The 13,907-nt window shown below is 73.6% G+C and carries 11 protein-coding genes; 4 read left to right on the top strand and 7 right to left on the bottom strand.

Annotated elements, in window-relative coordinates; genetic code table 11:
• Positions 1 to 25: 25 nt before the first annotated feature.
• Both AB0953_RS17195 and AB0953_RS17190 read right to left on the bottom strand, forming a co-directional pair.
• Positions 26 to 2,794: a DNRLRE domain-containing protein gene (locus AB0953_RS17195; protein WP_366860295.1), complete on the bottom strand. Its 2,769-nt coding sequence runs from the start codon at positions 2,792 to 2,794 to the stop codon at positions 26 to 28.
• A gap of 162 nt (positions 2,795 to 2,956) precedes the next feature.
• Positions 2,957 to 4,870, bottom strand: a complete 1,914-nt coding sequence (locus AB0953_RS17190; RefSeq protein ID WP_366860294.1) for a cellulase family glycosylhydrolase — start codon at positions 4,868 to 4,870, stop codon at positions 2,957 to 2,959.
• A gap of 190 nt (positions 4,871 to 5,060) precedes the next feature.
• On the opposite strand from AB0953_RS17190, the gene AB0953_RS17185 reads away from it, so the two are divergent.
• The 3 genes from AB0953_RS17185 to AB0953_RS17175 all read left to right on the top strand — a co-directional run bounded on the left by AB0953_RS17185 (position 5,061) and on the right by AB0953_RS17175 (position 6,624).
• On the top strand, positions 5,061 to 5,363 hold the full coding sequence (locus AB0953_RS17185) for a hypothetical protein (protein ID WP_366860293.1): 303 nt from the start codon (positions 5,061 to 5,063) through the stop codon (positions 5,361 to 5,363).
• Between the two features lie 94 nt (positions 5,364 to 5,457).
• Positions 5,458 to 5,922, top strand: coding sequence for a cyclic nucleotide-binding domain-containing protein (locus AB0953_RS17180; RefSeq protein ID WP_366860292.1), 465 nt, complete (start codon positions 5,458 to 5,460; stop codon positions 5,920 to 5,922).
• Positions 5,923 to 6,180: 258 nt separating this feature from the next.
• The gene (locus AB0953_RS17175) at positions 6,181 to 6,624 is read left to right on the top strand and encodes a subtilase-type protease inhibitor (protein ID WP_366860291.1); all 444 of its coding nucleotides are present in this window, start codon (positions 6,181 to 6,183) and stop codon (positions 6,622 to 6,624) included.
• A gap of 115 nt (positions 6,625 to 6,739) precedes the next feature.
• Here the strand turns inward: AB0953_RS17175 and AB0953_RS17170 are convergent, their stop codons facing one another.
• Both AB0953_RS17170 and AB0953_RS17165 read right to left on the bottom strand, forming a co-directional pair.
• Positions 6,740 to 7,621, bottom strand: a complete 882-nt coding sequence (locus AB0953_RS17170; protein WP_366860290.1) for a GNAT family N-acetyltransferase — start codon at positions 7,619 to 7,621, stop codon at positions 6,740 to 6,742.
• A gap of 115 nt (positions 7,622 to 7,736) precedes the next feature.
• Positions 7,737 to 8,162 (bottom strand): hypothetical protein, encoded by a 426-nt coding sequence (locus tag AB0953_RS17165; protein WP_366860289.1) that lies wholly within the window; start codon positions 8,160 to 8,162, stop codon positions 7,737 to 7,739.
• A 159-nt stretch (positions 8,163 to 8,321) separates the two neighbouring features.
• Between AB0953_RS17165 and AB0953_RS17160 the strand changes: the two genes are divergently transcribed.
• A complete protein-coding gene (locus AB0953_RS17160; RefSeq protein ID WP_366860288.1) occupies positions 8,322 to 9,050 on the top strand; it encodes a Sir2 family NAD-dependent protein deacetylase in 729 nt (242 codons plus the stop codon).
• Positions 9,051 to 9,128: 78 nt separating this feature from the next.
• Here AB0953_RS17160 and AB0953_RS17155 read toward each other — a convergent pair whose 3' ends face one another.
• The 3 genes from AB0953_RS17155 to AB0953_RS17145 all read right to left on the bottom strand — a co-directional run bounded on the left by AB0953_RS17155 (position 9,129) and on the right by AB0953_RS17145 (position 13,883).
• Positions 9,129 to 9,614, bottom strand: a complete 486-nt coding sequence (locus AB0953_RS17155; protein ID WP_366860287.1) for a VOC family protein — start codon at positions 9,612 to 9,614, stop codon at positions 9,129 to 9,131.
• A 140-nt stretch (positions 9,615 to 9,754) separates the two neighbouring features.
• Positions 9,755 to 13,330 (bottom strand): bifunctional glycosyltransferase family 2 protein/CDP-glycerol:glycerophosphate glycerophosphotransferase, encoded by a 3,576-nt coding sequence (locus AB0953_RS17150; protein ID WP_366860286.1) that lies wholly within the window; start codon positions 13,328 to 13,330, stop codon positions 9,755 to 9,757.
• A 178-nt stretch (positions 13,331 to 13,508) separates the two neighbouring features.
• Complete coding sequence (locus AB0953_RS17145) at positions 13,509 to 13,883, bottom strand: hypothetical protein (RefSeq protein WP_366860285.1); 375 nt, start codon at positions 13,881 to 13,883, stop codon at positions 13,509 to 13,511.
• Positions 13,884 to 13,907: the final 24 nt, after the last annotated feature.

Raw genomic sequence — 13,907 nt, 5'->3', positions numbered from 1 at the left:
GCTGCCGGTGCTGCCGGTGCTGCCGCTAGGGGGCGCCGAAGGTGAGCGTGAGCTGCGGCGTCCCCTCGTTCGCCTGCGCCTCCGAGGACCACAGCCACAGGGCGTCGGTCCCGCTGCCGGTGAGGGCGAGCCCGTAGCCGGTGCCGAGGGCTGCGGCCACGGCGGACGTGGACAGCGCGGTGGTGTGGACCGCCGAGCCGTCCGGGATGCCCGGGTAGCCGCCGATCGCGGAGGGGCCGAGCGCCGGCCGGTTGTTGTAGGTGACGGCCCCTTCCGCCCAGGCGCCGGTGACGGGGAGGACCGAGACCGTGTCGGCCGTGCCGGCGCCGCTCATGGTGCTGGTCTTCACGCTGAGGGCGGCCGACTTCAGTACGGTGCCCGCGGGCGCGGCGGGCAGGTCGAAGCGCAGGTAGCTCGTGTACAGCGGGGTGCCGCGGACGGCCAGGGAACCGGAGGCGCCGAAGTTGCCGTCGGGGGCGCCGGCGTTGGCGTAGGTGTCCTCGGCGGCCGTGACCCGGACCACCGAGTCGGCGGGTGCGGTGGCCAGGGCGTAGTGGTTCTGGACCTGCGCCGCGCTCAGGACGGTGGGGTAGACGGCGGTCTCGTCGAGCCGGCCGGCCCAGTACTCGCTGGTCGGGCGGTCGGGCCAGCCGCCGAGGCTGTCGCCGCCTGCGTGCCAGTAGCCCGAGTAGTTCTCGTGGGCGGTGACGTCGAGGGTGCCCTTGCGGACGCCGTCGACGTACAGGGCCATGCCGCCGGGGCCCTGGGTGGCGACGACGTGGTGCCACCTGTTGTCGTTGTAGCCGGCGCCGGTGGTGACGGTGCGGGTGGCTCCGGTGTAGACGCCGAAGACGAGCCGCCCGTCGTCGGTCATGTAGAGGTGCTTGTCGTACTGGTTGCTGCCGCGGGACTGGTTGTTACCGAAGCCGAGGAGTTTGCCTCCGCGGGTGGTGCCGGTCCTGAACCAGGTCTCGAGGGAGTAGCTGCTGCCGACCGTCTGGCGGCGGTCCCCGTACACCTGGGTGTCGGTGCCGTTGAAGCCGATGGCCGTGCTCGCCCCGCCGACCGCGGCGGGCGCCTGGCGCAGGGCCGGGGCTCCCAGGTGGACGCCGTTCTGGTTGCCGCCGGCCGAGGAGTCGGCGGCGTACGGCAGGACCGTGTCGTCGTAGCGCCAGTACAGCTGGGCCCCGTCGGCGCGGACCTGGCCGGCGTAGGCCTCGGCCGAGCTCGGGACGGTGACGCTCGCGGGCGCCGAGAGGGCGCTGGTGTTGCCGGCCGCATCGGTCGCGGTCACCCGGTACGTGTACGTCTGGCCGGCCGTGACGGCGGTGTCCGTCCAGGAGGCCTGCGGGCGCCGGAAGAACAGCGAGTCGGCGGTGACCGTGGCGACGGGCGCGGCGGCGCCGCCCCGGTAGATGCGGTAGGTCAGCGTGCTGTCGTCCAGGTCGAGGCCGGTGCGCCAGCGCACCTGGACCTCGCCGGGCCGGAAGCTCGCCGCGCTCGCGAGCGGGACGGTGGGGGCGCCGGTGTCGCCGGTGGACGCGAAGCGGGTCAGGCTCTGCTGGGCGGCGCCGTTGACGGTGGTGAACTCGCCGCCGACCCACAGGTACGGCACGCCGCCGCCGGAGCCGACCGTCATCACGCGTGGGCCGATGCCCTCGCCGATGCCGTCGTTGGTGTCGGGGGCCCAGCCCAGCTTGCCGGTGCCGCCGGTCGGCTGGGCGAGCAGGTGGTGGCGCTGGCCGTCGGGGAACTCCCCGACGCTGGAGCAGTCGTGCGCGTGGGAGGCGCTGTAGAGCACGTCCCGGTACGGCAGCACGGCCTGGGTGGCGCCGAGGCAGGTGTCGCGCCAGCGCTGGGTGAAGTCGGCGGGGTGCAGGGCGATCCGGCCGTCGAAGACGCCGCCGCCGGTGCCCTCGTTGGCGGTGTAGATGCCGTTCGCGTCGGCTGCGAGGTCCTTGACCACGGAGTTGGTCGGTATGAAGCCCGGGTAGGCCTTGGTCAGGGCGCCGGTGGCGGCGTCGACCACGGCCAGCGCGTGGGTGTCGGCGCCGTTGACGGTGAAGAAGTCGCCGCCGAGGGCGAGGTGGGCCCCGTCGGGGGTGAGCTCGACGGCGCGGCCGGGCTCGTCGGCATCGGCCCGGAAGGGCTTCAGGGCGCCGTCGGACGCGGCGACGGCGGCGAAGCGCAGGCGCGGCTGTCCGGAGACGGTCAGGAAGTCGCCGCCGGCGTAGACGGTGTCGCCGGTGACGGCCAGGGCCCTGACGGTGGCGGCGAACGCCGGCCGGAAGGACGGCTTCACCGTGCAGGTCGCGACGTCGACGGCGGCGAGGCTGGAGACCGGGGTGCCGTTGACGGCGCCGAAGTAGCCGCCTGCGTAGAGGGTCTTCTTGTCGGGCGAGACGGCGAGGGCCCGGACGGTGGCGGTGCCGCTCGTGACGGTGAAGGAGAGCGTGCAGGAGGTCGGGGTGCCCGTCGCGGCGTCGAGGGCCGCGAAGTTCACCGCCGGCCGGTCGGCGCCGGCGGAGCCCTCCGGGGGCCGTACGGCGGAGAAGGTCCCGCCGGCGAAGACGGTGCCGCCGGCCTCGGCCAGCGCCCAGACGACCCCGTTGGGCTGCCAGGTGGGCAGCGCGTCGGCGGTGAAGGCCACCGGCGGGGTGACGGCCGCCGCCGGCCCGGCGAGCCCGAGCCCGACGCCCGCGCCGGCCGCGGCCAGGGAGAAGGAGAGGGACAGGGACAAGGACAGGGCGACCGGGGCCGCGGCCCCTCCGGACGCCCGCACGGCTCTCCGCATGGATCTCCGCATGAACCCCCCAGTGTGTGCTGCGGTGGTGGCCGGGACCGGGCGTACGCCAGGCCCCGGCCGCGTGTACCGGCACCCTAGGGCGCCTCGCGCATCCGGTCACCGGACTTGGCGTATCGGATGCGAAATCGGCCGGCCCGCGCGGGCGGCGGCTCAGCCGGCCGGCAGGGGCCGGCACAGGAGGGCCGCCGGCGAGGGGCGGGCGGCGAAGCGGGTCGTGAAGGCGATGCCCGCGGCGTACTCCCCCGCCGGGCACTGGCCCTTGTAGCGGCCGTACGCGAAGTCACCGCCGGAGGCGCCCTGCGGGCGGTTGTCCCCGCGGTCGAACCAGACCGTCCGGCCGGGGGCCGCGGGCAGGGCCGTACGGGCCGGGGCGCACAGGGCCGCCGAGACCCGCTCGCCGCGCAGGCTGTATCCGATCAGGAACCCGCCCTGCGGGCACTGGAGCTTGGTGTACCCGGTGGCCCAGTCGCCGCCGGGCGGGACGTACGCCTCGTCGCGGACCACGGTGGCGCCGCCGGCCGCGGCGCGCAGGTCCGCGTCGGCGCACAGGCCGCGGCCGCCGGTGTGCGAGAGGCCGGCCAGGCGGGCGCCGTCGGGGCAGACCGCCTTGCGGGCGCCGCTATCCCAGTCGCCGCCAGCCCGGGTGAGCAGCGAGGCGCTGTGGTCGCGGTGGTCGGTGCTCAGCTGGTACGAGGACGGGGTGGCGGGCACGGGCCCGGTGCGCCCGGCGGCTGCGGCGAGGCCGGTCCACTGCGGGGTGCGCCAGTCGGCCGCGTCGAGGACGCCGGAGCGGCGGCCGGCGGCGTCGTAGCGGAGCAGGGCCCAGGTGTCGCCGCCCGGGGCGCCCTGGGCGGTGGTGCTCCAGCCGACGAGCGGCCAGTACGCGAAGTCGGCGTCGGAGGCGGCCAGGTACGCGGTGAGGTTGTCGAACCAGGCCCGCGGGCGGGCGGCGCCCTCGTCGGCGCCGATGCCGAACTCGCTGATCCATACGGGTGCGGTGAAGTGCGTACCGGATTCGGCGGCGACGAAGAAGGCCTGGTCGTACAGGGCCTGCTCGAGCTCGGCGCGGGTGAGGTCCTGGTAGCGGGGGTCGTGGGTCTCGCCGATGCCGGTGGCACCGCTGTGCCGGGGGCCGGTGTAGCCGTAGAAGTGGGCGGAGTAGACGAGCTTGTGCGAAACCACGAGGGTGTGGGAGAGGGTGCGGACGGGGGTGAGGACCGGGCGGCCGTGCGGGAGGCCGTCCGCGGGGATTCCGGTCCAGTTGATCCCCTCGACGACGATCAGCAGGTCCGGGTTGGCCTCGGTGAGGATGCGGTCGGCGGCCTCCTGGGCGGCGGCCTGCCAGTCGTGGCCGTCGCCCAGGCCCCAGTTGGGGTCGTCGAAGGTGTCGCGGCGGACCTCGTTGTAGAGGTCGGCGCCGACCACGCGCGGGTTGTCGCGGTAGCGGCGGGCCACGGACACCCAGTCGTCGGCCCACTGGGCGGTGGTGCGGCCGCTGTTCCACCGCTCGTTGCCGTCGAGGCCGCAGCACCAGCGGGTGGTGACGGTGTGGTTGTTGAGGATGACCGCGAAGCCGGCGTCGGTGAGCGCGGCGACGACCGCGTCGTAGACCTGGAGCGGGGTCCGGCCGCGCAGCGCCGGGTTGGCGGCCACGGCCGCGTCCGGGACGGGGGCGGTGCTGCGGAGCATCTCGTTGGAGAAGGGCAGCCGGATGCTGTTGAGGCCGAGGGCGCGGAAGTCCGCGAGCAGCGTGGGCAGCGCGACCCGGTCCAGGCCGAGCGGGATGCCGTGGGAGTCCTGGCCGGCGTGGTGCGCGGCGGGGTCGGTGCGGTCGCCGGAGCCGGTCCAGGAGCCCTGGGCGCCGTCCCAGTTTCCGGAGCGCAGGCGGAACCGGTTGCCGTGGGCGTCGACGATCCAGCGGCCCCGGGTGGCCAGCGGCGGCGTCCAGTCCTCCGCGGCGGCGGCCGGGGCGGCCGGCGGGGCGCCCGACTGCGCGGCTGCTGCCGGCAGGGCGCCCCCCAGCAGCAGGAGGACGGCCGACACCGCTCGCACGAGGCTCTTCATCGGTCTCCCGCCGGGTCCGGGCCGCCCGGTCCGGGCGACTGCGGCGGCCAAGTTACCGGCCGGTCGGCAATCAGGGAACCCACGGGACGGGCGTTTCGCGCGGAGCCGGCCCGCCGAAACGGCCCCGCTCGCTGCCTCCGGCCTCTACCGTGCCCTCAGGGGACGGGCGAGGCATCGGAGGGCGGGGCGGATGGACGAAGAAGAAGACCTGCGGCTGGCGAGGATCACGCCGGAGATCTCCCGCCGCACCCTCGTCATGCTCCGCGCCCTCGCCGGGCTGGAGCCGCCGGAGCGGGTGCCGGAGGAGGCGATGCTCGTGGCCGACGCGATCCTGGCCGAGCACGGCACGGACGGGCTGCGGGTGCTGGCGATGACGCTGGCCGCCTGGGCCACGGCCCAGATCGAGAACGTGGCCGAGCTCAGCCGGCGCAGCCACGAGGCGGTCCTCGATGCGATGGAGCTGGCCTGCCTGGAGGCCAATGCCGAGGAGTGACCGGCTGCGGCCGGGCCGGCGGGCGCGGCCTCACCCGGATGTGCCCGGGGTCGGCCACACTGGGGGTAGCGGGGGGCCGTGATCGGAGGCCGTCGTGAGCACACCTTCCCCCGTCCGCATCGCCGCGGTCCTGTCCGCGGAGCACCGCGCCCGGCTGATGGACCGGGCCCGCGAGGTCAACTTCCCCGAGGGCGCCCGCATCTTCGACGAGGGCTCCCCGGCGGAGTCCTTCTGGATCGTGCGCTCCGGCACGGTGACCCTCCAGCTCCCGGTCCCGGGCCTGCGGCGGCCGGCTTCCGTGGAGAACCTCGGCACCGGCGAGCTGGTGGGCTGGTCCTGGCTGTTCCCGCCGTACGTGTGGCAGCTGAGCGCGGAGGCGATGACGCCGGTGCGCAGCTACGAGTTCGACGCGACCGCCGTACGGATGCTCATGGACGCCGACCCCGCCTTCGGCTCGGCCATCGGGCACTGGGTCGGGCGCGTCCTCGCGCTGCGCCTGCAGCAGACCCGCTCCCGGCTGCTCGACCTGTACGCCCCGCACGCACACGCGACCCAGTAGGCGGGCCCTCGGCCCCGGACCGGCGCCGCGCTGCGTCGGACCGGGGCTGCGCGGGACCGCGCCAAAGGTTTCAGCGCCTGTGTTCGGCCGATTCGCGGCAGCGCGTCGGCACAGGTCAACTGCACCCACCCCACTGCGGACTGCATACATCCGCTCACGAACGGTGACGGAAAATCACGGTCCGAACGGGCGTTCACGGCTTCGTTCGGCAAGACTCCTGTCCGCTATCCGAAGCAACCACCCCAAAGGGAGTTCGAAATGCGGTCCATCGCACGGAGTCTCGGCCTCGGTTCCGCCGCCATGACGCTCACCGCGCTCAGCGCGCTGGCCTGGCCGGGAGCCGCCGACGCCGCGCCGGCCGGTACGGAGAGCCTGTACGCGCCCTCGGCGATCGTCCTCAGCATCACCGCCGGCGAGAACCCCGCGCAGGACCGGGTGATGCGCGCGGTCACCCTGGTCTGTGCGCCCGCCCCCGGCGGCACCCATCCGTCCCCGGCGGCCGCCTGCGCCGACCTGCGGGCGCACGCGACGCGGCTGGACGTGAGCGCCCAGCCCGGTCCGGGCGTCGACTGCACCCGGGAGTGGAACCCGATGACGGTGACCGCCGAGGGCGTCTGGCAGGGCCGCCGCCTCAGCTACTCGTACACCTTCGGCAACCCCTGCGGCCTGCGGCACGCGAGCGGCGCCCTCTTCCGCTTCTGACCGGCCGCGTCTGACCGGCCGCGCGCGCGGCGGGGTCCGGGCGGCGCCGTGCGACCGCCGTCCGGACCCCGGCGGCGGCCGTGGCGTGCCCGGCCCCGCGTCAGGGCCGGGCCCTTCAGCCGAGTTCCAGGCTGGTGACGCCGTACAGCCCGGACAGCTCCAGCTGCGGGGCCGGGCCGGTGTACATGCGGGCCGCCTCGAAGGTCGGGACCAGCCCCAGTCCGGTCAGCAGTTCGGTGGCCACGGTGTGGGTGTCGGGCACGTCCACGGCGACCACGCCGTCCGGGGTGTGCTCCGCGAGCCGGTGCAGCAGGGCGGCGGCGATCTGCGGGCTCTGCGCGTACAGCGGGCCGATCCGGGAGGCCCCGCTGCTCGGCCGGACCACCCCGAGCCCCTCGATCCGCCCGTCCCGCACGGCCGCGAGCGCGGTGCGGCCCGGCAGGGCGGTCCAGGCCGACAGGAAGGCGTCGCGGGCCTCGGGGAAGAACCGGCGGTCGTACGCGGCGAGCATCCCGAAGGGCAGCGTGGCGGCGTCGACCACCTCCACCCCGGCGCCCGCGCCCCCGCCCCCGCCCCCGCCCGTACCCCCGGCTGCGCCGTCGCGCCGCGGGCGGCCCTCGTGGCGGACGTTGTTCCACGCCGAACGGAACCCGGACCGGCGGTAGTTGTCCTGCTGGTCGACCACCCCGTCGAGGCCGATCAGCCTCCCGTCGAGGCGCTTCATCCCGGCGTGCCAGAGCTGGATCCCGTACCCCTGGCCGCGGAATTCCGGGCGGACGATGTAGAAGCCGATGAACCCGAAGCCGGACCCGTACCGCACGGCGGAGATGCACCCCACCGGCTCCCCGTCGATCCGGCCGACGAGGAAGCCGGCCGGGTCGGCGACGGCGAAGGCGAACCGGTCGGAGTCGCCCGGGTTCCAGCCCTCCTCGTCGGCCCAGGTGCGGATCAGTTCCATGTCCGCGGCGCTCGCACCGCCGATCTCGAATCCCGTCATGTCCCGTGTTGTACCAGACGCACCGAGGGACCCGCAGGCGCCCGGGAAGTCCCCGGCCACGCCCGAACGGCGCGCCCGCACTGCGGAGTCGGCTGGGATCCGCGCTCCGGGGGGGTCAGCCGGCGCAGATCACATCGTCGATCTTGATCGGGCGGGAGTCGAGGCGGACGTAGACGGTGAACGTGTCGGTCTCCTCCGCGCTCCAGTGGGTCGTGACGGTCGCCCAGCCGACCTTCGCGGACTGGGCCACGGTGACCGGGCCGACGACGATGTCCTGCGGCTCACCGCTGGCACAGAGCAGCACGTCCATGTACCGGCTCTGCACCTGTCGGTCCTTGAGCTGCTGCGACACCTTCTGCTCGCGGTCGCGCTCGGAGGGGCCGTGGTGGCCGTAGAAGGACGTGAGGAAGTCGCTGATCTCGGCGGCGCTGTGCCGGTGCCGGGCGGGCACCGGGGCCGGATCGGCGAGGGCGGTGGTCGGGGCCGGCAGCAGGAGCAGGGTCAGCAGCGCGGCGCCGAGGCGGTACGGCGAGAGGTCCATGGGGGATGTGTAACCGCCGGGCGGCGCCGCGGGCAGGGGTGGAGGCCGGATCTCACTCCTGTGGAGGGCGGGATTCACCGCAGGAACGGCGCCGGGCCGTCCGCGGGCACACGGCAAATCCGGTCGCGGTCCCCTGCCCGCGCTCCGTAGGGTCGGGGCATGGGTAAGCCGCTTGTCGCAGTGTTCAGTGGGGCCGGGATGTCCACCGACTCCGGGATCCCTGACTACCGGGGACCGCAGGGGTTGTGGCGCCGGGAGCCCGACGCCGAGAAGCTCGTGACGTACCAGTACTACATGGCCGATCCGGAGATCCGGCGCCGCTCCTGGCGGATGCGTGCCGAGATCGGGGCGCTGGCGGCGGGGCCGAATGCCGCGCATCTGGCCGTGGCAGAGCTGGAGCGCAGCGGCGTGCCGGTGCGGGTGATCACGCAGAACGTGGACGGACTGCACCAGCTCGCCGGAGTCCCGGAGCGCAAGGTGTTGGAGCTGCACGGCACCGCGCGGGCCGTGGTGTGCACGGCCTGCGGGGCGCGCACGGCCATGGAGGAGGCGCTGGACCGGCTTGCGGCCGGGGATCCGGATCCCGCCTGTCTGTCCTGCGGCGGAATCCTGAAGACGGCGACCGTGATGTTCGGCCAGCACCTCGACCCCGAGGTGCTGGCGCAGGCCGTGGCCATCGCCAAGGGCTGCGACGTCTTCATCGCGGTCGGGTCGACGCTGCAGGTGCAGCCCGCGGCCTCGCTGGCCGGGATGGCCGCCGAGGCGGGGGCCCGGCTGATCATCGTCAACGCGGAGGAGACCCCGTACGACGCCCTGGCCGACGAGGTGATCCGCGAGCCGATCGGAACCGCCCTGCCGAAGCTGCTGGCCGGGATCGCCGGCGGCTGAGACCGGACCGGGGACGTCCGCGCGGGACCGGGCCGGCCGGACGCCGGACCCGGGCCCCCTGCGGCGCCGCCCGGCAGGTCACGGGGCCGCGTCGGCGGCCCGGCGCATCTGCGCCACGTCCAGCTTCTTCATCTTCATCATCGCCTCGGTGGCCCGGGCGGCCCGCCCCGGGTCGGCGTCGGTGACCAGGTCGATCGCGCCGGGCGGGACGACCTGCCAGGACACGCCGAACCTGTCCTTCACCCAGCCGCAGGCGGACTCCTCGCCGCCGTCCTTGGTCAGCGCGTCGTAGTAGTAGTCGGCCTCGGCCTCGTCCGCGCAGTGGATCTGGAAGGAGATCGACTCGTTGAAGGTGAACTGGGGGCCGCCGTTGAGGCCGACGAACTTCTGGCCGTTGATTTCGAACTCGACGACCATCACCTCGCCGGCCGGGCCGGGCCCCGCGTCGGTGTAGCGGGCGATCCGGCCGATCCGGCCGTCCTTGAACACCGACACGTAGTACGCGGCGGCCTCCTCCGCGACACCGTCGAACCACAGGCACGTGGTGAAGCCGTTGCTGCTCATGACTGCCCTCCAGGCGGGTGGGTCGGGTGCGGCCCCGGCGGGGCGCCGCATCGCTTTCCACTACAGACCGGCCCCGGGCCCGAAATTCATCGGTGGGCCCGGGGCCGGTCTCGGATGTGCCTGGATTGCACTCCTCTGGCTTACGCCTTCGGCTTGGCGCCCTGCTCCAGCATCCGGTCGACGACGCGCTGGGCGGCGCGGCCGTCGTCCAGGTCGCAGAACTCGGCGCGGAACGCGGCACGCGCGTCCTTGTACTGCTCCCCGAGCGCGTCGGCGTTGCGGACGGCCTCGATCAGGCTCGCCGAGTCCGCCAGCAGCGGGCCGGGCGCCTTCTCCTCCAGGTCGATGTTGAGGGCGCGCAGCGTGCTCAGGTAGTGCTTCAGGTCGTACGTGAAGAACAGGATCGGCCGGTCGGTGAGCGCGAAGTCGAACATCACCGCCGAGTAGTCCGTGATCAGCACGTCGGCGACGAGCAGCAGGTCCGTCGGGTCGGGCCAGCGGTTCACGTCGACGACGAAGCCGTCGCGGACGCGGTCGCGGACCTGCTCGGTCACCTTGTGGTGGCCGCGGACGAGCAGGACGTGGTCCTCGCCGAGCTCGCGGCGGGCGGCGTCCAGGTCGATCTGCAGGTCGAGCTTGTAGCCGCCGGACCAGCCCTCGCGGTTCTCCCGCCAGGTCGGCATGTAGAGGACGACCTTCTTGTCCTCGGGCAGGCCGAGCCGCCGCTTGACCTCGGCGATCCGCTTGGCGTCGGGCCGGACGAGGGCGTCGGCGCGCGGGGCGCCGGACTCGATGACCTCGCCGCGGTAGCCCAGGGCGCGCTGGAGGATCGGCGTGGCGTACGAGCTCGGGGAGGCGAGCAGCGTCCACTGGGCGCTGTCGTGCTCCAGCCCGTCGAGGACGTCCGGGCTCGTGTAGTAGTCGTGGATGAAGTCGTGGCCGATCTCCTTGATCGGCGTACCGTGCCAGGTCTGGACGACGACCTGGCCGGAGCGTCGCAGGAAGTGCCGCGGCACGCTGTCGTTCACGACGTAGTAGCGGGCGCGGGCCAGGACGTCCCAGCACTCGGCGCTGTCGTACTGCACGGCGCGGGCCGTCGAGGGGACCTCGGTGCGGCCGTCGCGGACGAGCCAGACGTGGTCGAGCTTCTCGCCGCGGCGCACCAGCTCCTCGTGGATGGCGCGGGGCGAGTCGCCGCCGCCGAGGCCCTGGTGCACGTCGTAGACGACGATGTCCTTGACCGGCAGGGCGCGGCGGGCCGGGTACGTCTCGAAGCGCAGGACGCGCTGGGCGTACCGGGAGCGGTCGTGGAGGCTGAGCATCGAGTCGGCGACGAGCGCCATGCGGTCGTAGAAGCGGGCCTCGACGCGCATCCGGCGGCCCAGGACGGTCAGGGCGACGGGACCGGCGTGCAGGGCGCCGGGGGCGAACTGGACCGGGGCGCCGCGCTCGACCCCGAGCAGGCCGGCCGTGGTGCCGCCCTGGGAGACGGGGCGCAGCGTGGGCCACCAGCGGCCGCTGGGGATGCTGGTGCGGCCGGCGAAGGACTCGGGCCACACGGGCTCGAAGGAGGCCTCGAAGGTGTCGCCGTCCCGGGTGACGGGGTAGCTGAACTCGATGCCGTTCGCGTCGTGGAAGACCAGCTCGTACGGCTCGTCGGTGGGTGCGGTGAAGCGGCCTCGCAGGGTCACGGTGCCGTCCTGCGCCGAGACCGAGTCGACCAGCGGCGGCGAGGGCTGCACGGACAGGGTCAGGTGCCCGGTGTTGCCGCGCTTGACGTAGAGGGTGCGGCCGGGGGTGTCGCCGGGCAGCGCCACGACCAGGCCGGTGAAGCCGCCGCGCTCGTCGTAGGCGAGGCGGTGCTCGGTGCCGTCCGCGGCGGTGACGGTGACGCTCCACGGCTCGGGGGCCCAGGCCCCGGGCTCGGTCTCGGCGTCCGGCACGGCGGCCAGGTCGGCGAGCGGCACGCGGGCGGTGAAGGGGATCCGGTCGCCGCCGGCGGCGGTCTCGACCGGGAGGGTGAGCACCGTGCCGGTGGAGACGTGCTCCAGGCGCAGGGTGGCGCCGGAGGCGAGGGAGGCGGCGAGCTCGCCGCTGATCTCGACGGCGTCGTCGCCGACCGGGCGGGCGTCCAGGGCGCGGGCGCGGACGACCTCGACCTGGATGGTGAGCGCACCCTGGGCGTTCGGCAGGATGCGGACGTCGGGGGCGACCCAGTGGGCGGGCGGGTTCTGGCCGCTGTCGGACTCGCCGCCCTTGAGGCGGGCGCGGTGCAGGCCGCCGGCGCCGGTGACGGCGACCGAGGTGGTCCATATGCCGTCGCGCCAGGTGCCGCCGGACTGGAAGACGGTGGGGTCGACGACGGCGGTGAAGCCGGCCCAGTCGGCGTGGCGCAGGGCCAGGTGCGCGACGTTCGCGGTGGCCTGCGGGGAGGCGACCGTGCGGGCGCTGACGACGGTGCGGCGGCGCTTGCCCCCCTCGCGGAAGATCAGCATCTTGCGGGAGGCGAGGCGGCTCTCGGCACCGAGGTGGCCGGGGATGGCGTAACCGCGCAGGAGCAGCTTGCCGTCGCTCCAGACGGCCTGCTCCAGGCGGCTGACGACGCGGCGCTCGCGGTTGCCGAGGGTGAGGAGCTTGGCGGGGACCGGCGGGCGGCCCTGCAGGAACGGGTAGTCGGCCTGCGGGCGGGCCAGGCCCTTGACGGGGACGCTGTAGGAGTAGTCGCGCTGGTGGTTGTTGAGCGCGATGAACTCCTCGACCCGGCCCTCGCTGGCCAGGAACGCCTTGAGGCGGTCGGCGACGGTCAGGCCGGACCAGGGCTCGGGGCCGATCTCGCGGATCAGGCCGCCGACCTCCTTGACGAACGCGGCACGGAACTCGGGGCCGCCCTCCTCGACGTACTTGTAGATGAGCGGGAGCTCCTCGCTCAGCACGTTGTGGTCGTAGTCGCGCAGGTAGCGGACGTACTTGGCGCCCTGCTTGCCCTTGAGGGCCTCGCGGACCAGGCGGATGGAGGTGACGCGGTCGATGACGGAGACCGGGTCGGTGGAGCGCTGGGTGATCGAGCGCTCGCCGGTCTCGCGGACGCGCCAGTGGTAGACGCACTCGCTGAGGATGTCGACGCTGGACGCGAAGTAGTGCGCGGGGATGCTGACGGGGGCGTCCTCGTAGAGGATGCCCTCGGGGTACTGGAAGCCGTGCTCGTCCCAGAAGGTGCGGCGGTAGACCTTGTTCCATGCGGTGCGGTCGGTGACCAGCGCCGGGAACTTCGAGATGTGGGTCTTCAGCTGCGTCTTGGCGAAGGCGGCGCGGTGGCCCCAGGACTGCTGCATGCCGACGGAGCGGAAGCGCTTGACGTTGCCTCCGGCGAAGTCGGAGCCGGTTTCGTCGAGGGCGGCGATCAGGCGCTCGTAGGCGTAGTCGGGCATGGTGTCGTCGCTGTCGACGAACGCCAGGTACTCACTGCCTTCGGAGAGGTGGCGGGCGCCGACGTTGCGGGCGGCGCCGAGGCCGGCGTTCTCCTGCATGACCACCCGGAAGCGCTTGTCCCGCGCGGCGAAGGCCTTGGCGATGGCGGCGCTGTTGTCCGTGGAACCGTCGTCGACCAGGATGCACTCGAAGTCGGCGAACGTCTGGGCGGCAATGGACTCCAGGCACTCGTCGAGATAGAGCTCGACGTTGTAGACGGGGACGACGATGCTCAGGCGCGGGGGCATGGGTTGCGGGTTCTCCAGCGTGCAAACTCTTTGGATGATCAGGTAGGTGAGAGCATCCTACTCGGTTACAGGATGATAAAGTCCCCCCATCCTGGACATATGGAACGGTCGGCCGGGACGGACGGCAAAGAATTCAGCCGCCCGCCACCTCGGCGCCAAAGACCGACCGAACGTTCGATCACACTTCGAGCTCGTTCTCGATCTTCTTGAGCTGGTGCCGAGCCATGGCCAGGTTGGCCCGGCCGCGGTCGAGCGCGAGGTAGAGGAAGAAGCCCTTGCTCCCCCGGCCCTTCAGCAGCCGGATCAGGTGGTACTGGCCGCCCAGGGTGATCAGGATGTCCTCGATCTCGTCCTGCAGCCCCAGCATCTCCATCGTGCGGACCTTGGCGCGGACCACGTCCGTGTTGCCGGCCGCGGCCACGGAGAGGTCGAGTTCCTTGCCGCCGCCGATGGTGCCGAGGGCCATGCCGCTGTCGTAGTCGACGAGGGCGGCGCCCAGGGCGCCGTCGATGACGGTGGTGGCTTCCTTGAGGGCGGTTTCCACAGTGGCCATGACGGGTTCCTCTTTCCTGTACGG

Source organism: Streptomyces sp. NPDC046866 (assembly GCF_040704625.1).
GTDB lineage: Bacteria > Actinomycetota > Actinomycetes > Streptomycetales > Streptomycetaceae > Streptomyces.
This window is presented reverse-complemented; position numbering and strand designations above follow the sequence as displayed.

Coding starts and splice junctions, on each gene's coding strand:
- AB0953_RS17190 (WP_366860294.1), bottom strand. CDS start 4,870: ATGAAGAGCCTCGTGCGAGCGGTGTCGGCCGTCCTCCTGCTGCTGGGG.
- AB0953_RS17160 (WP_366860288.1), top strand. CDS start 8,322: ATGGGTAAGCCGCTTGTCGCAGTGTTCAGTGGGGCCGGGATGTCCACC.
- AB0953_RS17175 (WP_366860291.1), top strand. CDS start 6,181: ATGCGGTCCATCGCACGGAGTCTCGGCCTCGGTTCCGCCGCCATGACG.
- AB0953_RS17185 (WP_366860293.1), top strand. CDS start 5,061: ATGGACGAAGAAGAAGACCTGCGGCTGGCGAGGATCACGCCGGAGATC.
- AB0953_RS17155 (WP_366860287.1), bottom strand. CDS start 9,614: ATGAGCAGCAACGGCTTCACCACGTGCCTGTGGTTCGACGGTGTCGCG.
- AB0953_RS17170 (WP_366860290.1), bottom strand. CDS start 7,621: ATGACGGGATTCGAGATCGGCGGTGCGAGCGCCGCGGACATGGAACTG.
- AB0953_RS17195 (WP_366860295.1), bottom strand. CDS start 2,794: ATGCGGAGAGCCGTGCGGGCGTCCGGAGGGGCCGCGGCCCCGGTCGCC.
- AB0953_RS17145 (WP_366860285.1), bottom strand. CDS start 13,883: ATGGCCACTGTGGAAACCGCCCTCAAGGAAGCCACCACCGTCATCGAC.
- AB0953_RS17165 (WP_366860289.1), bottom strand. CDS start 8,162: ATGGACCTCTCGCCGTACCGCCTCGGCGCCGCGCTGCTGACCCTGCTC.
- AB0953_RS17150 (WP_366860286.1), bottom strand. CDS start 13,330: ATGCCCCCGCGCCTGAGCATCGTCGTCCCCGTCTACAACGTCGAGCTC.